We start from the raw sequence: 16,045 nt of genomic DNA, 5'->3' as shown, positions 1-16,045 counted from the left end.
ACTCATTCAGCCAATTTCGTTGGCGCACTCACATCGGCGTCCGGTTATTGATCACCATCTTCGCCAACGCCCCACTGCTGGCAGGCAGCTTGCAATGCGGTCTCATCGGCATAACCCAGCTTGCTGGCCACCTGCGCGGGTTTGCTGCCGCCCTTGAGCAATCTGAGCGCCTGCAGCAGTTGCCACTGTTGTTGCAATTCACTCCCTTCCACCGGCGCATCGGCTTGTTGTGCCCACAGTTGCAGAGACTCAGGCTGGCCATTGGCCAGCGCTTGCCAGCAGGCTTGCAGCTCACCGTGACCCTGCTGGCTGATGGCACACTGTTGCAGCTCATCCAGGATCACCTGCAGTCGCTGACCGTAGGCCCCTTGCCACTCTTTTGGACGTTGCCACCGGGCAAGCGAGTCGAGCAGGGCATCGAGCAGAGGCGTGGCCTGCAGCCAGCCAGCCTGCTGCGGCTGAGCCACGCGCAAAGAGACGCTCAGCTGATCGTACTCGCAACCGCTGAGGGGGCTGAAGGCAGCGAGGGCATCGGCGCAGAGCCAGAAGCTGCTGCCGGCCGGCAGCAACAGCTCATGTTGGCCCAGTCTCAGCAGCGCAGCGCCCCGGGTGATCCGCAACAGCTGCCCGACCGGAGTTCGTTTGCGGTTGCCGGCGTGCAGGCCCTGGCAGGAAAAATGGTGATACTCGATGGCGTGATGCATGTAAAAACCCTGATATGATGCTGCCTGGAGGTAACAAATATGGAAACCAGACGTAAAAAACGCTTCATTGCCGGTGCTGTCTGCCCGGCGTGCGGCAAGTTGGACAACATGATGCTGTATCTGGAGCATGGAGTCGAGAAGGTGACCTGTGTCGCCTGTGGCGATACCCAGGTACAAACGCCTGCCGAGGTCGACAAGCAGACTCGCGAGGCGGAAGAGGTGATCGGGGTGTTTCGCCCCTGATAAGGGAACGGCGGGTGGAATGCGGGTCTCCTCGCTGACGCTGTTGCCGTTTTTTTCGTCACTCAGTGGCGCCGCACGGCATATGCGCGGCCCGCTTTTTAGGGTATTCTGAGCCCGTTTTTTTCTATCCGCAGGATCCTGACATGAAAGTAGCTCCTCTGAGCGTGGTTACGCTGGAATACACAGTCACCGACGAGCACGGTGAAGTCATCGACAGCACTGTCGGCAAAGAGCCGCTGGTCTATCTGCACGGCACCCGTTACCTGGTCTCAGGCCTGGAAGCCGAGCTGGAAGGTCGCGCGGTAGGTGAAGCCTTCGAAGTGACTCTGGCACCTAGCCAGGCCTACGGCGAATATGACGAGACACTGGTACAAGAAGTACCGGGCGAGCTGTTCGACGGCATGGAAGTCTCCGAAGGGGATACTTTTGTGGCTGAAACCGACGATGGCCACCGTCCGGTGACCGTGGTTGAAGTGTCTGAAGAGTTCGTCAAGGTAGATGGCAACCATCCGCTGGCTGGCGTGACTCTGGGCTTCAAGGTCGAGATCAAGGACGTGCGTGCTGCCACTGCCGAAGAGCTGGCTCACGGCCACGTTCACGGTGCCGGTGGTTGCGGTCACGATCACGGTCATGACCACGATCACGGCGGCTGCTGTGGCGGTCATGGTCACGACCACGATGAGGAGCATGGCCAGGGCGGTTGCTGCGGCGGTGCTGGCCACGGTCACGATCATGGCCATGACCACGGTGATGACCATGGTCACGGCGGCTGCTGCGGTGGCGGCGGTTGTGGTGGCAAGGGCCATCACCACTGATCACGGCCATGCCGATGATAAAAAACCGCATCAAGCGGGCATCAAATAAGAAGAGGGAGGCACTGCGCCTCCCTCTTCTTTAGCTTTTTGCCCTACACAGTTAAGCTCAAATTACCTGAGCTTGTCTGCACAGAAATCTTCCCAACGCTCTGATTTTCTATTCACCCTTTGTAGATCTTGGGGTTAAACACATCCCGCAGCCAGTCGCCCAGCAGGTTGATGACCAGCACCAGCACCACCAGACAGATGCCCGGGAAGGCGGTGATCCACCAGGAGCCGGAGAAGATGTAGTTGAAGCCGACGCTGATAAGCGAACCGAGCGAGGGCTGATCAACCGGCATCCCCAGACCAAGGAAGGAGAGTGCAGCTTCACTCATGATGGCGTTGGCTACCTGCACGGTGGAGATGACCAGAATGGGCGACAAACAGTTGGGCAGAATGTGGCGGAACATGATGCGCGGGGCGCGGAACCCCATCACCTTGGCCGCCTCCACATACTCCTTCTTCTTCTCCGCCAGCACAGAGGCGCGCACAGTACGGGCGTACTGCGGCCACTCTGCAATACCGATGATCACCACCAGCATCATGATGGCGAACTTCGAGTAGAACTCGGAGCCAAAGGTTGCCTGAAAGATGGCGGAGATGATGATCGCCACCATCATGGTGGAGAACGACAGCTGCACATCGGCAAAGCGCATCAGCAGGTTGTCGATACGACCACCGAAGTAACCGGCAATCAGACCGATGACGATACCGAGCACCAGCTGCAGCGCCACCGCAAACAGGCCGATGGTGAGGGAGATACGGGCGCCATAGAGGATGGTGCTCCAGATATCCCGCCCCTGGTTGTCGGTGCCGAGCCAGAAACGCTCCTCGCCGCCTTCGAGCCAGGAGGGGGGCAACTCGGCATCCATCAGATCAAAACTGGTCTGGTCATAGACGTTGTGCGGGGCGAGCCAGGGCGCCAGCAGCGCCGCCAGCACAAATACCACGAACACCGCAAAGCTGAACATGGCTACCTTGTCCCGCAGGAAGTAGTAGACGATGTCAGAGTTCTTGAAACGTGCCCAACGGCTTGGGCTTGCAGTTACAGCATTAGTCATGCGCTTACCCCTTGGCAGTCAGGTTAACGGTCGGGTTGATCAACCCGTAGAGCAGGTCGACCAAGGTATTGGTCACCACGAAGATCAGTCCCACGAAGATGACGTAGGCGGTGATGAGGGGCGTATCGACCCGGTGGATCGCTTCAAGAAACAGGAAGCCGGTACCCGGCCACTGGAACACACTCTCGGTCAGAATGGTGTAGGCCACCATGGTGCCGATCTGCACCCCGCCGACGGTAATGACCGGCAGCATGGTGTTCTTCAGAGCATGCTGATAGTAGACCTTGTTGTTGTCCAGCCCCTTGGCGCGGGCGAACTTGACGTACTCGGAGGAGAGCTGCTCCAGCATCTCAGAGCGCACCAGCCGGATAAACAGCGGCAACATGATGGAGGAGAGGGACACCGCCGGCAGGATCAGGTGCAGGATGCCATCCCAGGTAAAGAAGCCCGACTCCCAGCCCAGCAGGTTACGGGTCTCGCCGCGGCCATAGGCAGGCAGCCAGCCCAGCTGGATGGAGAAGAGGTACATCAGCATGATGGCGGTCAAAAATACCGGGATCGAGATGCCGATACTGCTCCCCGCCATGATGATCTTGGTGGGAATGCTGCGCGGGCGGATCGCCGAATAGACACCGAGTGGAATGGAGACCACCACGATGATGAGCGCGGCAGCAAACACCAGCTCAAGGGTAGCCACCAGCTTGTCGAGGATCACCTCGAGAGCGGGTCGCTTGAAGAAATAGGAGGTGCCCAAATCCCCATGCACCGCATTTTTCAGAAAGCGGCTGTATTTGATGAGGAAGGGATCGTTAAGGCCCATCTTCTCGCGCAACTCGTGACGCTGGGCTTCGGAGACGGATTGTCCCACCAGCTCGCGCAACGGGTCACCCAGGTTATCCTGGATGGAGAAGGCGACCAGGCTGATGACGAACATCACTATCACGGCCTGATAGAACCGTTTCAGCAGGAATGTAAACATGCTTGTCCTTCTACGTGGCCTGTGTCGTGGCACAGGCTTCTGTTAGTGGACGGAGTGGCCAGCTGACCACCCCGCCCCGTCCTTCCTTAGCGCTTCTCTTACTTGCTGACCACCAGGTCACCCAGGTAAGGGAAGTTCATCACGTTGACCACCGGCTTGATGTCGACGTTTTTCTTGGCGCCATAGGCCAGATCTTCCCAGTGCAACGGCACGTAGGCAGCATCTTCGATCAGCATGGCTTCGACCTTTTTCAGCATCTCGGCACGCTTGGCCGGATCGGTCTCGGCGTTGGCATCCATCACCAGCTTGTCAGCTTCGGCGTTGGCATAACCAGCGCAGTTGTACTGACCCATACCGGTCTTGGCATCCTTGGTGAAGGTCAGGAACTCGAAGAAGTTCGCGGTATCTTCGGTGTCGGAGTGCCAGCCAATCAGCTGCATGTCCGCGGCGCACTTGTCAAACTCGGGCCAGTACTGGGCCACCGGCATGGTCTTCAGATCCACCTTGATGTTGATCTTGGCCAGCATGGCGGAGACAGCCTGGGCAATCTTGACGTCGTTGACGTAGCGGGCAGCCGGGGAGATGAAGGTCATCTTGAAGCCTTTCTCGTAACCGGCCTCCTTCATCAGCTCCTTGGCCTTGGCCAGATTATACTGGGGCACCAGCGCCTCGTTGTGACCGGCATAGCCTTTCGGGCTCAGCTGGCCAGCAGGGGTACCGAAGCCCTTGTTGATCTTCTCGACAATGCCCACCTGGTTGATGGCGTAGTTGATGGCCTGACGTACACGCTTGTCTTTCAGCGCCGGGTTGGTGTTCTGGTTCAGCTCGATGATGATGGCGCGGGTACCGGACAGGGTAACCAGCTGGGAGTCCTTGCCATTCTTCACGCGCTCCAGATCGTTCGGCGCAACCGGATAGATCATGTCCACGTCGCCACCCAGCAGGGCTGCAACACGGGTCGCATCTTCCTTGATGGGCACCACGGTCAGGTTCTCAACGTTACCCTTGGAGGCCTTGTCCCAGTAGTTGGCGTTGCGGGCATAATCCAGCTTCACACCCTGCTCGCGGAACTTGACGGTGAACGGGCCAGTACCGGAGACGTGGGTAGAGGCATAGGAGTCGCCGTTTTTGACGATCTCGGCCTTGTCTTTGCCCGCTTCGGTCTTGCCGGTGTAGAACTTGGAGTCCATCGGGAAGATGTAGGTGACGGTCTGCAGCACCAGCGGGAACGGCTTGGCGGTAATCAGATCGACGGTGTAGTCATCGACCTTCTTCACTTCGCTGATGGGATCGAAGATCGCCTTGAAGTCGACGGAGGATTTCAGGCGGTTGACGGTCCACACCACGTCGTCGGCGGTGAAGTCGTTACCGGAGTGGAACTTGACCCCTTTGCGCAGGTGGAAGCGGACGGTCTTGTCATCGACACGCTCGAACTTCTCGGCCAGACGGGGCTCGAACTGCAGGTCCTGGGTGTAACGCATCAGGGGATCGAATACCAGGTGCGACATCTCCAGGGTCTGACCGGAGAGCTGCTCCTGCGGATCCAGCGAAGTGGCGTCAGAAGCGACACCTACCTTGATATCAGCGGCTGAGACACTGAAGGCGAAACCGGCGGCAAACAGCGCCAGGGCAATCTTGGACAATCCTTTCTTCATCTTGTTCTCCATGCTTTTGGCTTTCTTATGACACTTTTTTTGACAAGCAGACCGGCGCACCGGCGCTCTCCTAGCTTGCGATTTCCAGCCCCTCGCGGGACATTCCCTTGAACTCCGGCATGAGGGAGATCAGCTTGCGGCTGTACTCATGCTCGGCATTGGTAAAGAGTTTCTCGGTCTCGGCCACTTCCACCAGATGACCATGCTGCATCACCCCGATGCGGTCGCACATCTGACGGATCACCGGCAGATCGTGGCTGATAAACAGCATGGTGAGCTTGAGCTCCTGCTGCAGATCCTTGAGCAGGTTGAGGATCTGGGCCTGCACCGACACATCCAGCGCCGAGGTCGGCTCGTCGCAGATGAGGAAGCGCGGGCGAGTGGCCAGGGCGCGGGCAATGGAGATACGCTGACGCTGGCCGCCGGAGAACTCGTGGGGGTACTTGAGGCCAGCACCACGACCGAGACCCACATGATCCAGCAGATCGCCGACGATCCCCTCGATCTGGCTCTCGCTGCTTGCCAGCTGATGGAAGCGGATCGGCTCGGCAATGATGTCGCGTACCTTCATCCGCGGGTTCATCGAGGAATAGGGGTTCTGGAACACCATCTGCATCTGGCGACGCAACGGGCGACGCTCGCGCTCGCTCTTGAGAGCGGTCAGATCGATCCCCTCGAAGAAAATCTTGCCGGTATCAGGCGGATAGAGACCGGTGATGGCGCGGGCAATGGTCGATTTGCCGGAGCCCGACTCCCCCACCAGACCGAAGGTTTCACCCTCGAAGATCTCGAAGCTGATGTTGTTGCAGGCGCGTACATACTGGCGGCGGCTCGGGAAGATGGAGTCCTTGGTGACGAACTTCAGATCGACGTTCTCCACCCGCAGCAGCGCCCCTTCATAGGCACGCTCGTCCTGACTCTGGCCGAGCCAGTGGGTCTTGAGGTCGATATTGGTATCCGGCGCACTGGCATCCTCGATATAGGAGACCAGCGGGAAGCGCACCAGCTTCACATCGGAACGGGGGACCGCCGAGATGAGGCTGCGGGTATAGGGGTGATTGGGGCTGCCCAGCACCTGTTCGGTCAGGCCGAACTCTACCAGATCGCCGCGATACATCACCGCCACCTTGTCGGTAACGTTGGAGACAACGCCCATGTCGTGGGTCACCAGCATACAGCCCACCTGACGCTCTTTGCAGAGGGCGCGGATAAGCTGGAGGATCTGATCCTGAATGGAGACGTCGAGCGCCGTGGTCGGCTCATCGGCGATGATCAGCTCCGGATCGCAGGAGAGCGCAATGGCGATAACCACCCGCTGACGCATGCCACCGGAAAACTGGTGCGGATACTGCTTGATGCGCAGCTCCGGCTGCGGAATACCCACCGCCCCCATCAGCTCCAATGCCTTGGCAAAAGCGGCTTCGCGAGAGAGGTCGGTATTGGCCAGAATGGTCTCCACCAGCTGATGCTCAACGGTGAACAGCGGGTTGAGGGAGGTCATGGGGTCCTGGAAGATGAACCCGATACGGGAGCCACGGATGGCCCGCATCTCGTTCTGGCTCTTGCCGGAGATGAGTTCGCCATTGAGATAGATATCGCCACGGGCGATGCGACCCGGCGGGCTCAGGAGATCGATAACGGCGTTGCCGATGGTGGACTTGCCGGCGCCGGATTCACCGACCACTCCGACAATCTCACCCTTTTCGATAGAGAAAGAGAGATCCTTCACCGCGGCCAGCACCCCGTAGCGGGAGGGGTACTCGATCCGCAAGTTCTTTACTTCGAGCAAGGACATGTTTACCTCTGCGGGGGACATCCGTCCCAAATAATTCGTCCGTAAATCAGCCGCAGATGCCGGTTGTTACCTTGGGCAATATTTGCTCAATCCATGAGGCAGCGAAACCAGCGATCCGGGCGGGTTTTTTGCATTTTTTTGGAATAACCCGCGAGTAACTTAGACGGTTTGACCACGGGTGTAAATGATTGAGTTATACAATTCCGCAATGTTTTGTGCAGATAACCACCAATTCGGCAGAGATAAATGATGATTTTCATCACACAAATGGCCGGTGCGTCCGTACATCTATTGGTATCATTACTTTAATTTCAACAACAACGCAACAAGCAGCATTTATCACTATTTCCAAAACAATCACCAGCCCCGAATGAGTAGTGAATATTTATGTGAAATGGATGATAAACGGCAGCATATGCCGATGAATGAAAATTAAGCAGATATAAATCGGGGGATGCCAGAACGGTCATCCCCCGGAAGGTGGCTCTCAGCCGAGCCAGAATGCCAGTAATTGCATACAAAACAGGGCGAACAGGCCGGCGATCAGATCGTCCAGCATGATGCCCAGACCACCGTGGATCCGGCGATCAAACCAGGAGATGGGCCAGGGCTTGAGCACATCAAACAACCGGAACAGCGCGAAGCCCGCCACCACCCACTCCCAACCGGCTGGCGCTGCGATCATGGTGACGCCAAAGCCGATCACCTCGTCCCAGACGATGGCGCCGTGATCCGGCATGCCGATGGCATCGGTGGCGCTCTGGCAGATACGGATCCCCACAACAAAACCCACCGCCAGCAAGGCGATGAACCAGTGGGTCGGCAGCCCGCTCACCAGCAGGTAGAGCGGAATGGCCGCCAGGGTGCCCATGGTGCCCGGCGCTTTGGGGCTGAGACCGGAACCAAACCCCACCGCCAAAAAGTGAAGCGGATTTTTCAGATCCAGTCGTGTCAGCTCGGGCTTTATCCTGAACAAACTCATGCGAAGTGATCCCACCCTTTCAGTTGCAACTCGACCGCCTGGTCGCCACGCAGGTAGTCGATGCCCGGCTCGCCCGCCACGATGCGGCCAATGCGGCTGAACTTGACCCCGCTGTGGGCCAGCGCCGTATCGAGCGCGCCGCGGTGCTCCTCCGGTACGGTAAAACAGAGCTCGTAGTCATCGCCACCGGCCAGTGCCAGTTGCCACGCCTCCTGCTCGCTCACCGCATCCTGCAACACCGGAGAGAGCGGCAGCAGATCGAGATCGAGCTGGGCCCGCACGCCGGAGGCCTTGAGGATATGGCCGAGATCCGATGCCAGACCGTCGGAGAGATCCAGCGCACTGCCCGCCAGCCCGCGCAGCGCCTGACCGGCCAGAATGCGGGGATGGGGATGGTCGAGCCGTGGCAGCACAGCTGCCAGCTGGTTCTCGTTGAGGGTGCGTTTGCCCAGCAGGTGGGAAAGCGCCAGCGCGGCATCCCCCAAAGTGCCGGTGACATAGATGCCGTCACCCGCTTTGGCGCCGCTGCGCATCAGGGCGCGACCGGCAGGCACCGATCCCTTCACCGAGATGGTGATGGAGAGCGGCCCGCGGGTCATGTCTCCGCCCACCAGCGCCACATTGTAGTACTCGGCAAGCTCCAGAAACCCTTCGGCAAAACCGGCGACCCAGCCTTCGTTGATGGCAGGCAGGGTCAGCGCCAGCGACACCCAGCGCGGCTCGGCCCCCATCGCAGCGAGATCGGAGAGATTGACCGCCAGCGCCTTGTAGCCGAGATCCACCGGATCCATGTCGGGAAAGAAGTGTACGCCGCTCACCAGAGTGTCGGTGCTCACCGCCAGCTGGGTATCGGGGGGCAGGGTCAGCAGGGCACAGTCATCTCCAGGGCCCATCACCACGTCCTTGCGGGCGTGGGGGACCTTGAAGTACTTATCAATCAGCTCAAATTCACCCATACAGTAAAAAGCCAGCAATAAGCTGGCTCCTCTCTTAGATGCTGACGGACAGCAGGATCAACGCTTGTTCAGCGACTTGATCACCTTGTCCAGTACACCGTTGACAAACTTGTGGCTGTCATCGGCAGCAAAAGCTTTGGCCAGCTCGATCGCTTCGTTGATGACCACGCGCGGCGGTACATCATCACGACGGGTCAGCTCGTAGGTCGCCAGACGCAGGATCGCCTTGTCCACCATGTCCACTTCTTCCAGCGGACGGGAGAGGAAAGGTGCAAACACCTTGTCCAGCTCGCTGCAGTGGAGGGCTACCCCGAACAGCAGATCGCGGAAATAGTTCAGGTCTACACCCTTGGTGTCCTGATCGATCTTGAACTGCTCTTCGATGTCACCCACGTTAGCCTTGGTCATCTGCCACTGGTAGATGGCCTGGGTGGCGCAATGGCGGGCTTTACGGCGCTCAGACGGTTTCAATGTACTTCTCCTCGTTACACGTCCAGTTCTTTCAGGACGTTGATCATTTCGAGCGCTGCCAGTGCAGCCTCTGCACCCTTGTTACCCGCCTTGGTACCTGCACGCTCGATGGCTTGTTCAATGTTTTCAGTGGTCAGCACACCGAAGGCAACGGGAATTTCATATTCCATCATTACCTGGGCCATGCCCTTGCTGTTCTCGTTTGCCACCAGGTCGAAGTGGTAGGTGCCGCCACGGATGACAGTACCGACCGCCACGATGGCATCGTATTGACCACTCTTGGCCAGCTTCTTGATGACCAATGGCATTTCAACCGCGCCCGGCACTTTTACCAGTGTCAGGTTGCTGTCCTGCACTTGACCTTGACGCTTCAGTACGTCCACCGCGCCGTTCACCAGACTGTCGTTGATGAAGCTGTTGAAACGGGCAACAACAATAGCAACGCGCGCCTCAGGAGCGGCGATATTTCCTTCGATAACCTTCATTGGAAATCCTGTATCTGTGCAATCAAAAGGGCCGGAGTCAAAAGTGCGCACATTCTAGCACAACAGACCCACGACAAAAACCATGGCCGCAATAGACGGCCATGATCGCGATTTAACCAGTCCGGCGCGCTTACTCGCCGGTAAATTCCACGACTTCCAGACCGAAACCGCCCGGAAGGGGATGGTACTTCTCTGGTAGTACGTTACTCGCCAACGTACTCAACCACTTCCAGACCGAAACCACCGAGGGCATGGTACTTCTTCGGCGAGCTCAACAGGCGCATCTTGCTCACGCCAAGGGCCTTGAGGATCTGGGAGCCCACACCAACCCGGCGCGAGGTGCCCTGCCACTTGGCTCCTTCCGGTGCTAGTCCCTTGTCGGCGGCTTCAAAACCCTTGACCCTAGCCAGCAGCTCGGCGCCATGGGATTCCGCCCCCAAAATCACCAGCACGCCGCCCTCGTCAGCGATGCGGGCCATGGATTTGGGCAGCGGCCAGCTGCGGGCGGCGTGGCGGTCGGTCAGCAGCAGATCGCTCAGCACATCGTGCAGATGGACGCGCACCAGGGTCGGCTGGTCGGCCTGCACCTCACCCTTTTTCAGGGCGAAGTGAACCTGATTGTCGATGGTGTCGCGGAAGGTGATGAGGTCGAACTCGCCAAACTCGGTGGGCAGCTTGCACTCGGCCACCTTCTCGACCGTGGTCTCGTGCTGGTTGCGGTACTCGATAAGGTCGGCGATGGTGCCAAGCTTGATGCCATGCTCCTCGGCGAAGATCTCCAGGTCAGGACGGCGCGCCATGGTGCCATCTTCGTTGAGGATCTCGACGATGACGGCGGCCGCCTCGAAACCGGCCAGACGGGCCAGATCGCAGCCCGCTTCGGTGTGACCGGCACGGGTCAGCACGCCGCCATCCTGCGCCATCAGCGGGAAGATGTGGCCCGGCTGCACCAGATCGGCCGCCTTGGCATTGGGCGCAACAGCGGCCTGCACGGTCACCGCACGATCCGCGGCGGAGATACCTGTGGTCACCCCTTCTGCCGCCTCGATGGAGACGGTGAAGGCGGTGGAGAACTGGGCATTGTTGCGATCCACCATCAGCGGCAGCGCCAATTGCTTGCAGCGATCCCGGGTCAGGGTCAGGCAGATGAGGCCTCGGCCGTAGCGGGCCATGAAGTTGATATCCTCCGGACGGATGCAGGAGGCGGCCATGATGAGGTCCCCTTCGTTCTCCCTGTCTTCGTCATCCATCAGGATCACCATCTTGCCAGCCTTGATGTCGGCAATGATTTCCTGGGTTGTGCTCAGCGCCATGGGCTACTCCATCAGTGTGCTTGGGGGTTGAGCCAGCAGGCTCAACGCAAATGCGAGTGTATGTTGCTCTAGATTGGGGCTAGCGGCTCCATTTCAATCAGAGCGGGATCACAGAAAATCGTTTTGGTGGCCAGATTCAGCACACACCGTCAGAGAAAACCGGCCTTGGCCAGCGTCTCCATGGTCAGGGTCGAGGCGCTGCTCTCCTGACTTTTCCCCATCATCAGCCGCTCCAGATAGCGGGCGATCTGATCCACCTCGAGGTTGACCTTGTGGCCCGGCTTCCAGCTGGCGATGGTGGTCTCCTGGGCGGTGTGGGGCACGATCGTCAGGCGGAAAAGGTCGCCCTGCACCGCGTTGACGGTGAGGCTGATGCCATCCACCGCAATGGAGCCCTTCTCGGCGATATAGCGGGAGAGCTCGCCCGGCGCCTTGATCCAGTACTCGATGGCGCGGCCGCTGCTGGAGACGCTTTTCACCTCCCCTACCCCATCCACGTGGCCGGAGACCAGATGGCCGCCAAGACGTGAGGTAGGCATCAGCGCCTTCTCCAGGTTGACCCGATCGCCCACTCTGGCGGCGGCAAAACCGGTACGGGAGAGGGTTTCCAGCGATACATCTGCGGTATAGCTCTTGTCGCCCAGCGCCACGACGGTGAGGCAGACGCCGTTGGTAGCGATGGAGTCGCCCAGTTTGACGCCACTGAAGTCGAGATGCGGCGCATGGACGATGAGGGCCATGTCGTCGCCCTGACGGCGCAGTTCGGCCAGGGTTCCCACCGCTTCGATAATTCCGGTAAACATGCAGATCACCTTGCTGATGACGGAGGCTGATTATGCCCCCTTGAACATTGATAAATCAGGCTATTTTGGCGGTAATACGAATATCCGGCCCCACCATGCGCACATCCTTGATGGCGAGCTTGGGCGCCTGGAACAGCCGGGTCAGGCCCGGCAGATGGAACAGCCCGCGCCCTTCGTCGCCCATCAGTTTGGGCGCCTGATAGAGCACCAGCTCATCCACCAGCCCTTTTTCCAGCAGAGCGCCGCACAGCCGCGGGCCCGCCTCGACCAGCACCGAGTTGACGTTCTGCTTGGCCAGCAGCATGAAGAGGCTGACCAGATCCAGCTTGCCATCCAGCAGCGGCAGCTCCAGCTGCTGCACCCACTCGGGCCACTCGCCGGACGCCTTGTGACGGGCCAGCAGCACCGGGCTCTCGTTCTGGAACAGCGGCAGCTCTGGGGTAAGCCGGTTTTGCGAATCGACGATGACCCGCAGCGGCTGGCGCAGGGTCTCCTTGGGATAACTCGCCTTGACCGAGGGGGGCAGCTCGTCCCAGCGCACGGTCAGGGAGGCACCATCGGCCAGCACGGTTTCAGCGCTGGAGAGTACCGCATCGTGACGGGCCCGCAGTCGCTGCACGTCGCGGCGCGCATCGGGGGAGGTGATCCACTGGCTCTCGCCGCTCGCCATGGCGGTGCGGCCATCGAGGCTGGCCCCCAGCTTGACGGTCACTCGCGGGAAGGCGGTACGCATCCGCTTGAAAAAGCCCGGGTTGAGCGCCTCAGCTTCGCTCGCCAGCAGGCCGAAATCGGTCTTGATCCCCGCTTCGGAGAGCATACGCAGGCCACGCCCACCCACCTGGGGATTGGGGTCAACCATGGCCGCCACCACCCGGGCCACGCCGGCGTTGATCAGCGCCTCGGCGCAGGGGGGAGTACGACCGTGGTGGGAGCAGGGTTCGAGGGTTACATAGGCGGTAGCGCCACGGGCGTTGTCACCGGCGGCGCGCAGGGCGTAAACCTCGGCATGGGGCTCGCCCGCCTTCTGATGCCACCCTTCGCCAACCACCACGCCATCCTTGACCAGCACGGCACCGACGCAGGGGTTGGGGGCCGTGGTGTAACGGCCGCGGCGGGCCAGTTCGAGGGCCCGACTCATCCATTGGTAATCATCTTGACTAAACATTCGGGCTCCTTTGACAACACATCTCGACTTTACGCAGTATCGTAGGTTCGATTAGCGCAGCGTAATCGGACGCGGCAACATGGGTGAGCATGGAGGTTTACTTCTCCAGCTTGGCAATCTCTTCGCCGAACTCGCGAATATCTTCGAAGCTGCGATAGACGGAGGCAAAGCGGATATAGGCCACCTTGTCCAGACTCTTGAGCTCATCCATCACCAGATTGCCCACCAGCTCGGAGGCGACTTCGCGCTCACCGGTGGCACGCAGGCGGGATTTGATATGGTTGACCGCCTTTTCGATGGCCTCCATGCTCACCGGCCGCTTCTCCAGCGCCCGCAGGATGCCGGCACGCAGCTTGTCTTCGTTGAACGGCTCGCGGGAGCCGTTGGACTTGATGACGCGGGGCATCACCAGCTCGGCCATCTCGAAGGTGGTAAAACGCTCGTGACAGAGCAGACACTCACGACGGCGGCGCACCTGATGGCCTTCTGCCACCAGACGGGAATCGATCACCTTGGTATCAACCGCACTACAGAATGGGCAATGCATCGGACCTCCGGCGTTAATGAAACAGGGACCGGCCCGGCGGGCCAGGATCTAGGTCGGCCAGTGTAGCACGGCCATCCAAAACCGGTAAAAGCCAGAAAAAACAATGCCACCCGCAGGTGGCATTGGTCTCAAACCGAACGGTCTGGTTTATCAGCCATAAACCGGGAAGCGGCGGCAGATATCCAGCACCTTCTCGCGTACGGTGGCCAGCACGGCATCGTTGTCGTGGTTGTCCAGTACGTCGCAGATCCAGTGGGTCAGCTCGATGGACTCGGCTTCCTTGAAACCGCGGCGGGTGATGGCCGGGGTACCAATCCGCACACCGGAGGTGACGAACGGGGAGCGCGGGTCGTTGGGCACGGAGTTCTTGTTGACGGTGATGTTGGCTTTGCCCAACGCAGCGTCAGCATCCTTACCGGTCAGCTCGCGGCCGATCAGATCAACCAGCATCAGGTGGTTGTCGGTACCGCCGGAGACGATCTTGTAACCGCGCTCGATAAAGGTAGCCGCCATCGCCTTGGCGTTTTTGACGACCTGAGCCTGATAGGTCTTGAACTCCGGCTCCAGCGCCTCTTTGAAGGCAACGGCTTTACCGGCGATGACGTGCATCAGCGGACCACCCTGACCACCCGGGAAGACGGCGGAGTTGAGCTTCTTGTAGAGCTCCTCGTCGTCAGCGGCGGAGAGGATCAGACCACCGCGCGGACCGGCCAGGGTCTTGTGGGTGGTGGAGGTAACCACGTGAGCGTGTGGAACCGGGTTCGGGTAGACGCCAGCGGCGATCAGGCCAGCCACGTGAGCCATGTCGACGAACAGGTAAGCACCGACCTTGTCGGCGATTTCGCGCATGCGGGCCCAGTCAACGATGCCGGAGTAGGCAGAGAAGCCACCGATCATCATCTTCGGCTTGTGCTCGACAGCCTGACGTTCCATGTCGTCGTAGTCGATCTTGCCGGACTCATCGATACCGTAAGGCACGATGTTGTAAAGCTTGCCGGAGAAGTTGACCGGAGAGCCGTGGGTCAGGTGACCGCCGTGGGCCAGGTTCATGCCCAGTACGGTGTCGCCCGGCTGCAGCAGAGCCATGTAAACGGCGCTGTTGGCCTGAGAGCCGGAGTGCGGCTGCACGTTGGCGTAGGTGGCACCGAACAGCTCTTTGGCGCGCTCGATGGCCAGGGTTTCGACCACATCCACATACTCGCAACCACCGTAGTAACGCTTGGAGGGGTAACCTTCGGCGTACTTGTTGGTCAACTGGGAGCCCTGGGCTTCCATGACACGGGGGCTGGTGTAGTTCTCAGACGCAATCAGCTCGATATGCTCTTCCTGACGACGGGTTTCGTCTGTGATGGCCTGCCACAATTGCGGATCATAATTGGCGATGGTCATGTCACGTTTCAACATCCGTTTCTCTCCTGAAAATCGTTTGCGCGTTAGGTGAAGTGGGCGCGGGCATTGTAACGTGAGCTGGATCAAAGAGACAGTCCAACCACCTAAAAAAATGTTGAATTTATGTTGTAAAAAACAATATTCCCTCCCCGTTCAATACCCTGGCCGCTCAGCCAAATGGCACATTTTTCATCCCGCTGCAGGCGGGCAAAACCCGAAGGGGATCACAACGCCCTCTTTATCCATCCTGTAACATATTCATTCGAAACAAATTTAATGATGATGGAGCTGATTGCAGCCATGCATCCGAGGGGCTGCACCTAACCGGAGGAGTTCAAGATGGACCATCTGCTGACATTCGTGATCCTGGCTGTCTTTTTTCTGTTCTACTGGGTCTACTACACCAGCCAACGCAAACATCTCCCCACCACCTCGTGGGATCAACTCCCCACCAAAGCCGAATATCTGGCGGCCCACCCTGAATCCGTCGATGGCGACATCATCTTCTGTTATCACTGCGGCCACCACGAGTTGCTGGAGGTAGGCATGGTGCACCTGACCGATTTTCGCCGGGAATGGGTCTGTGCCAAGTGCAAGCAGGTGCTGTTTCGCGAGAGCGAATAACGGCGCAGGGGCTGGC

At 59.3% G+C, this 16,045-nt stretch carries 17 protein-coding genes; 3 read left to right on the top strand and 14 right to left on the bottom strand.

Annotation, left to right across the window (positions count from 1 at the left end; translation table 11 throughout):
• Positions 1 to 44 precede the first annotated feature (44 nt).
• On the bottom strand, positions 45 to 704 hold the full coding sequence (locus AB5Y86_RS19715; RefSeq protein ID WP_213390553.1) for a hypothetical protein: 660 nt from the start codon (positions 702 to 704) through the stop codon (positions 45 to 47).
• Positions 705 to 743: 39 nt separating this feature from the next.
• On the opposite strand from AB5Y86_RS19715, the gene AB5Y86_RS19710 reads away from it, so the two are divergent.
• Entirely contained in the window at positions 744 to 947 is a 204-nt protein-coding gene (locus AB5Y86_RS19710) for a YheV family putative zinc ribbon protein (protein WP_005335287.1), read from the top strand.
• A 143-nt stretch (positions 948 to 1,090) separates the two neighbouring features.
• The gene (slyD, locus tag AB5Y86_RS19705) at positions 1,091 to 1,762 is read left to right on the top strand and encodes a peptidylprolyl isomerase (protein WP_005335286.1); all 672 of its coding nucleotides are present in this window, start codon (positions 1,091 to 1,093) and stop codon (positions 1,760 to 1,762) included.
• Between the two features lie 161 nt (positions 1,763 to 1,923).
• Here the strand turns inward: slyD and AB5Y86_RS19700 are convergent, their stop codons facing one another.
• The 13 genes from AB5Y86_RS19700 to glyA all read right to left on the bottom strand — a co-directional run bounded on the left by AB5Y86_RS19700 (position 1,924) and on the right by glyA (position 15,420).
• The gene (locus AB5Y86_RS19700; protein ID WP_019445927.1) at positions 1,924 to 2,865 is read right to left on the bottom strand and encodes an ABC transporter permease; all 942 of its coding nucleotides are present in this window, start codon (positions 2,863 to 2,865) and stop codon (positions 1,924 to 1,926) included.
• Positions 2,866 to 2,869: 4 nt separating this feature from the next.
• Entirely contained in the window at positions 2,870 to 3,844 is a 975-nt protein-coding gene (locus tag AB5Y86_RS19695) for an ABC transporter permease (protein WP_005349514.1), read from the bottom strand.
• Between the two features lie 98 nt (positions 3,845 to 3,942).
• Positions 3,943 to 5,499: an ABC transporter substrate-binding protein gene (locus AB5Y86_RS19690; protein ID WP_368193866.1), complete on the bottom strand. Its 1,557-nt coding sequence runs from the start codon at positions 5,497 to 5,499 to the stop codon at positions 3,943 to 3,945.
• Between the two features lie 70 nt (positions 5,500 to 5,569).
• Entirely contained in the window at positions 5,570 to 7,294 is a 1,725-nt protein-coding gene (locus AB5Y86_RS19685) for an ABC transporter ATP-binding protein (RefSeq protein WP_100654430.1), read from the bottom strand.
• A gap of 487 nt (positions 7,295 to 7,781) precedes the next feature.
• Positions 7,782 to 8,276, bottom strand: coding sequence for a phosphatidylglycerophosphatase A (locus AB5Y86_RS19680; protein WP_005349509.1), 495 nt, complete (start codon positions 8,274 to 8,276; stop codon positions 7,782 to 7,784).
• Positions 8,273 to 9,232 carry a thiamine-phosphate kinase gene (thiL, locus tag AB5Y86_RS19675; RefSeq protein ID WP_139461171.1) on the bottom strand — a complete coding sequence of 320 codons (960 nt, stop codon included), beginning with the start codon at positions 9,230 to 9,232 and terminating at the stop codon, positions 8,273 to 8,275. Before thiL ends, AB5Y86_RS19680 begins: the two co-directional genes overlap by 4 nt.
• Before the next feature lie 57 nt (positions 9,233 to 9,289).
• Positions 9,290 to 9,703 carry a transcription antitermination factor NusB gene (gene nusB / locus AB5Y86_RS19670; protein ID WP_005343514.1) on the bottom strand — a complete coding sequence of 138 codons (414 nt, stop codon included), beginning with the start codon at positions 9,701 to 9,703 and terminating at the stop codon, positions 9,290 to 9,292.
• Positions 9,704 to 9,717: 14 nt separating this feature from the next.
• The gene (gene ribE / locus AB5Y86_RS19665; protein ID WP_005338866.1) at positions 9,718 to 10,188 is read right to left on the bottom strand and encodes a 6,7-dimethyl-8-ribityllumazine synthase; all 471 of its coding nucleotides are present in this window, start codon (positions 10,186 to 10,188) and stop codon (positions 9,718 to 9,720) included.
• Between the two features lie 203 nt (positions 10,189 to 10,391).
• Entirely contained in the window at positions 10,392 to 11,501 is a 1,110-nt protein-coding gene (gene ribBA / locus AB5Y86_RS19660) for a bifunctional 3,4-dihydroxy-2-butanone-4-phosphate synthase/GTP cyclohydrolase II (RefSeq protein ID WP_368193865.1), read from the bottom strand.
• Between the two features lie 149 nt (positions 11,502 to 11,650).
• Positions 11,651 to 12,304: a riboflavin synthase gene (locus AB5Y86_RS19655; RefSeq protein ID WP_368193864.1), complete on the bottom strand. Its 654-nt coding sequence runs from the start codon at positions 12,302 to 12,304 to the stop codon at positions 11,651 to 11,653.
• Between the two features lie 55 nt (positions 12,305 to 12,359).
• On the bottom strand, positions 12,360 to 13,469 hold the full coding sequence (gene ribD, locus AB5Y86_RS19650; RefSeq protein ID WP_368193863.1) for a bifunctional diaminohydroxyphosphoribosylaminopyrimidine deaminase/5-amino-6-(5-phosphoribosylamino)uracil reductase RibD: 1,110 nt from the start codon (positions 13,467 to 13,469) through the stop codon (positions 12,360 to 12,362).
• 97 nt (positions 13,470 to 13,566) lie between these two features.
• Positions 13,567 to 14,016, bottom strand: coding sequence for a transcriptional regulator NrdR (nrdR, locus tag AB5Y86_RS19645; protein WP_005338880.1), 450 nt, complete (start codon positions 14,014 to 14,016; stop codon positions 13,567 to 13,569).
• Positions 14,017 to 14,166: 150 nt separating this feature from the next.
• Positions 14,167 to 15,420, bottom strand: coding sequence for a serine hydroxymethyltransferase (gene glyA / locus AB5Y86_RS19640; RefSeq protein ID WP_005338884.1), 1,254 nt, complete (start codon positions 15,418 to 15,420; stop codon positions 14,167 to 14,169).
• Positions 15,421 to 15,744: 324 nt separating this feature from the next.
• Between glyA and AB5Y86_RS19635 the strand changes: the two genes are divergently transcribed.
• On the top strand, positions 15,745 to 16,029 hold the full coding sequence (locus tag AB5Y86_RS19635) for a hypothetical protein (protein WP_043822853.1): 285 nt from the start codon (positions 15,745 to 15,747) through the stop codon (positions 16,027 to 16,029).
• Positions 16,030 to 16,045 lie beyond the last annotated feature (16 nt).

This window comes from Aeromonas sp. s8, assembly GCF_040907785.1.
GTDB lineage: Bacteria > Pseudomonadota > Gammaproteobacteria > Enterobacterales > Aeromonadaceae > Aeromonas > Aeromonas veronii.
The sequence above is the reverse complement of the archived record's forward strand: the minus strand, read 5'-3'. Positions and strand labels throughout refer to the sequence as shown.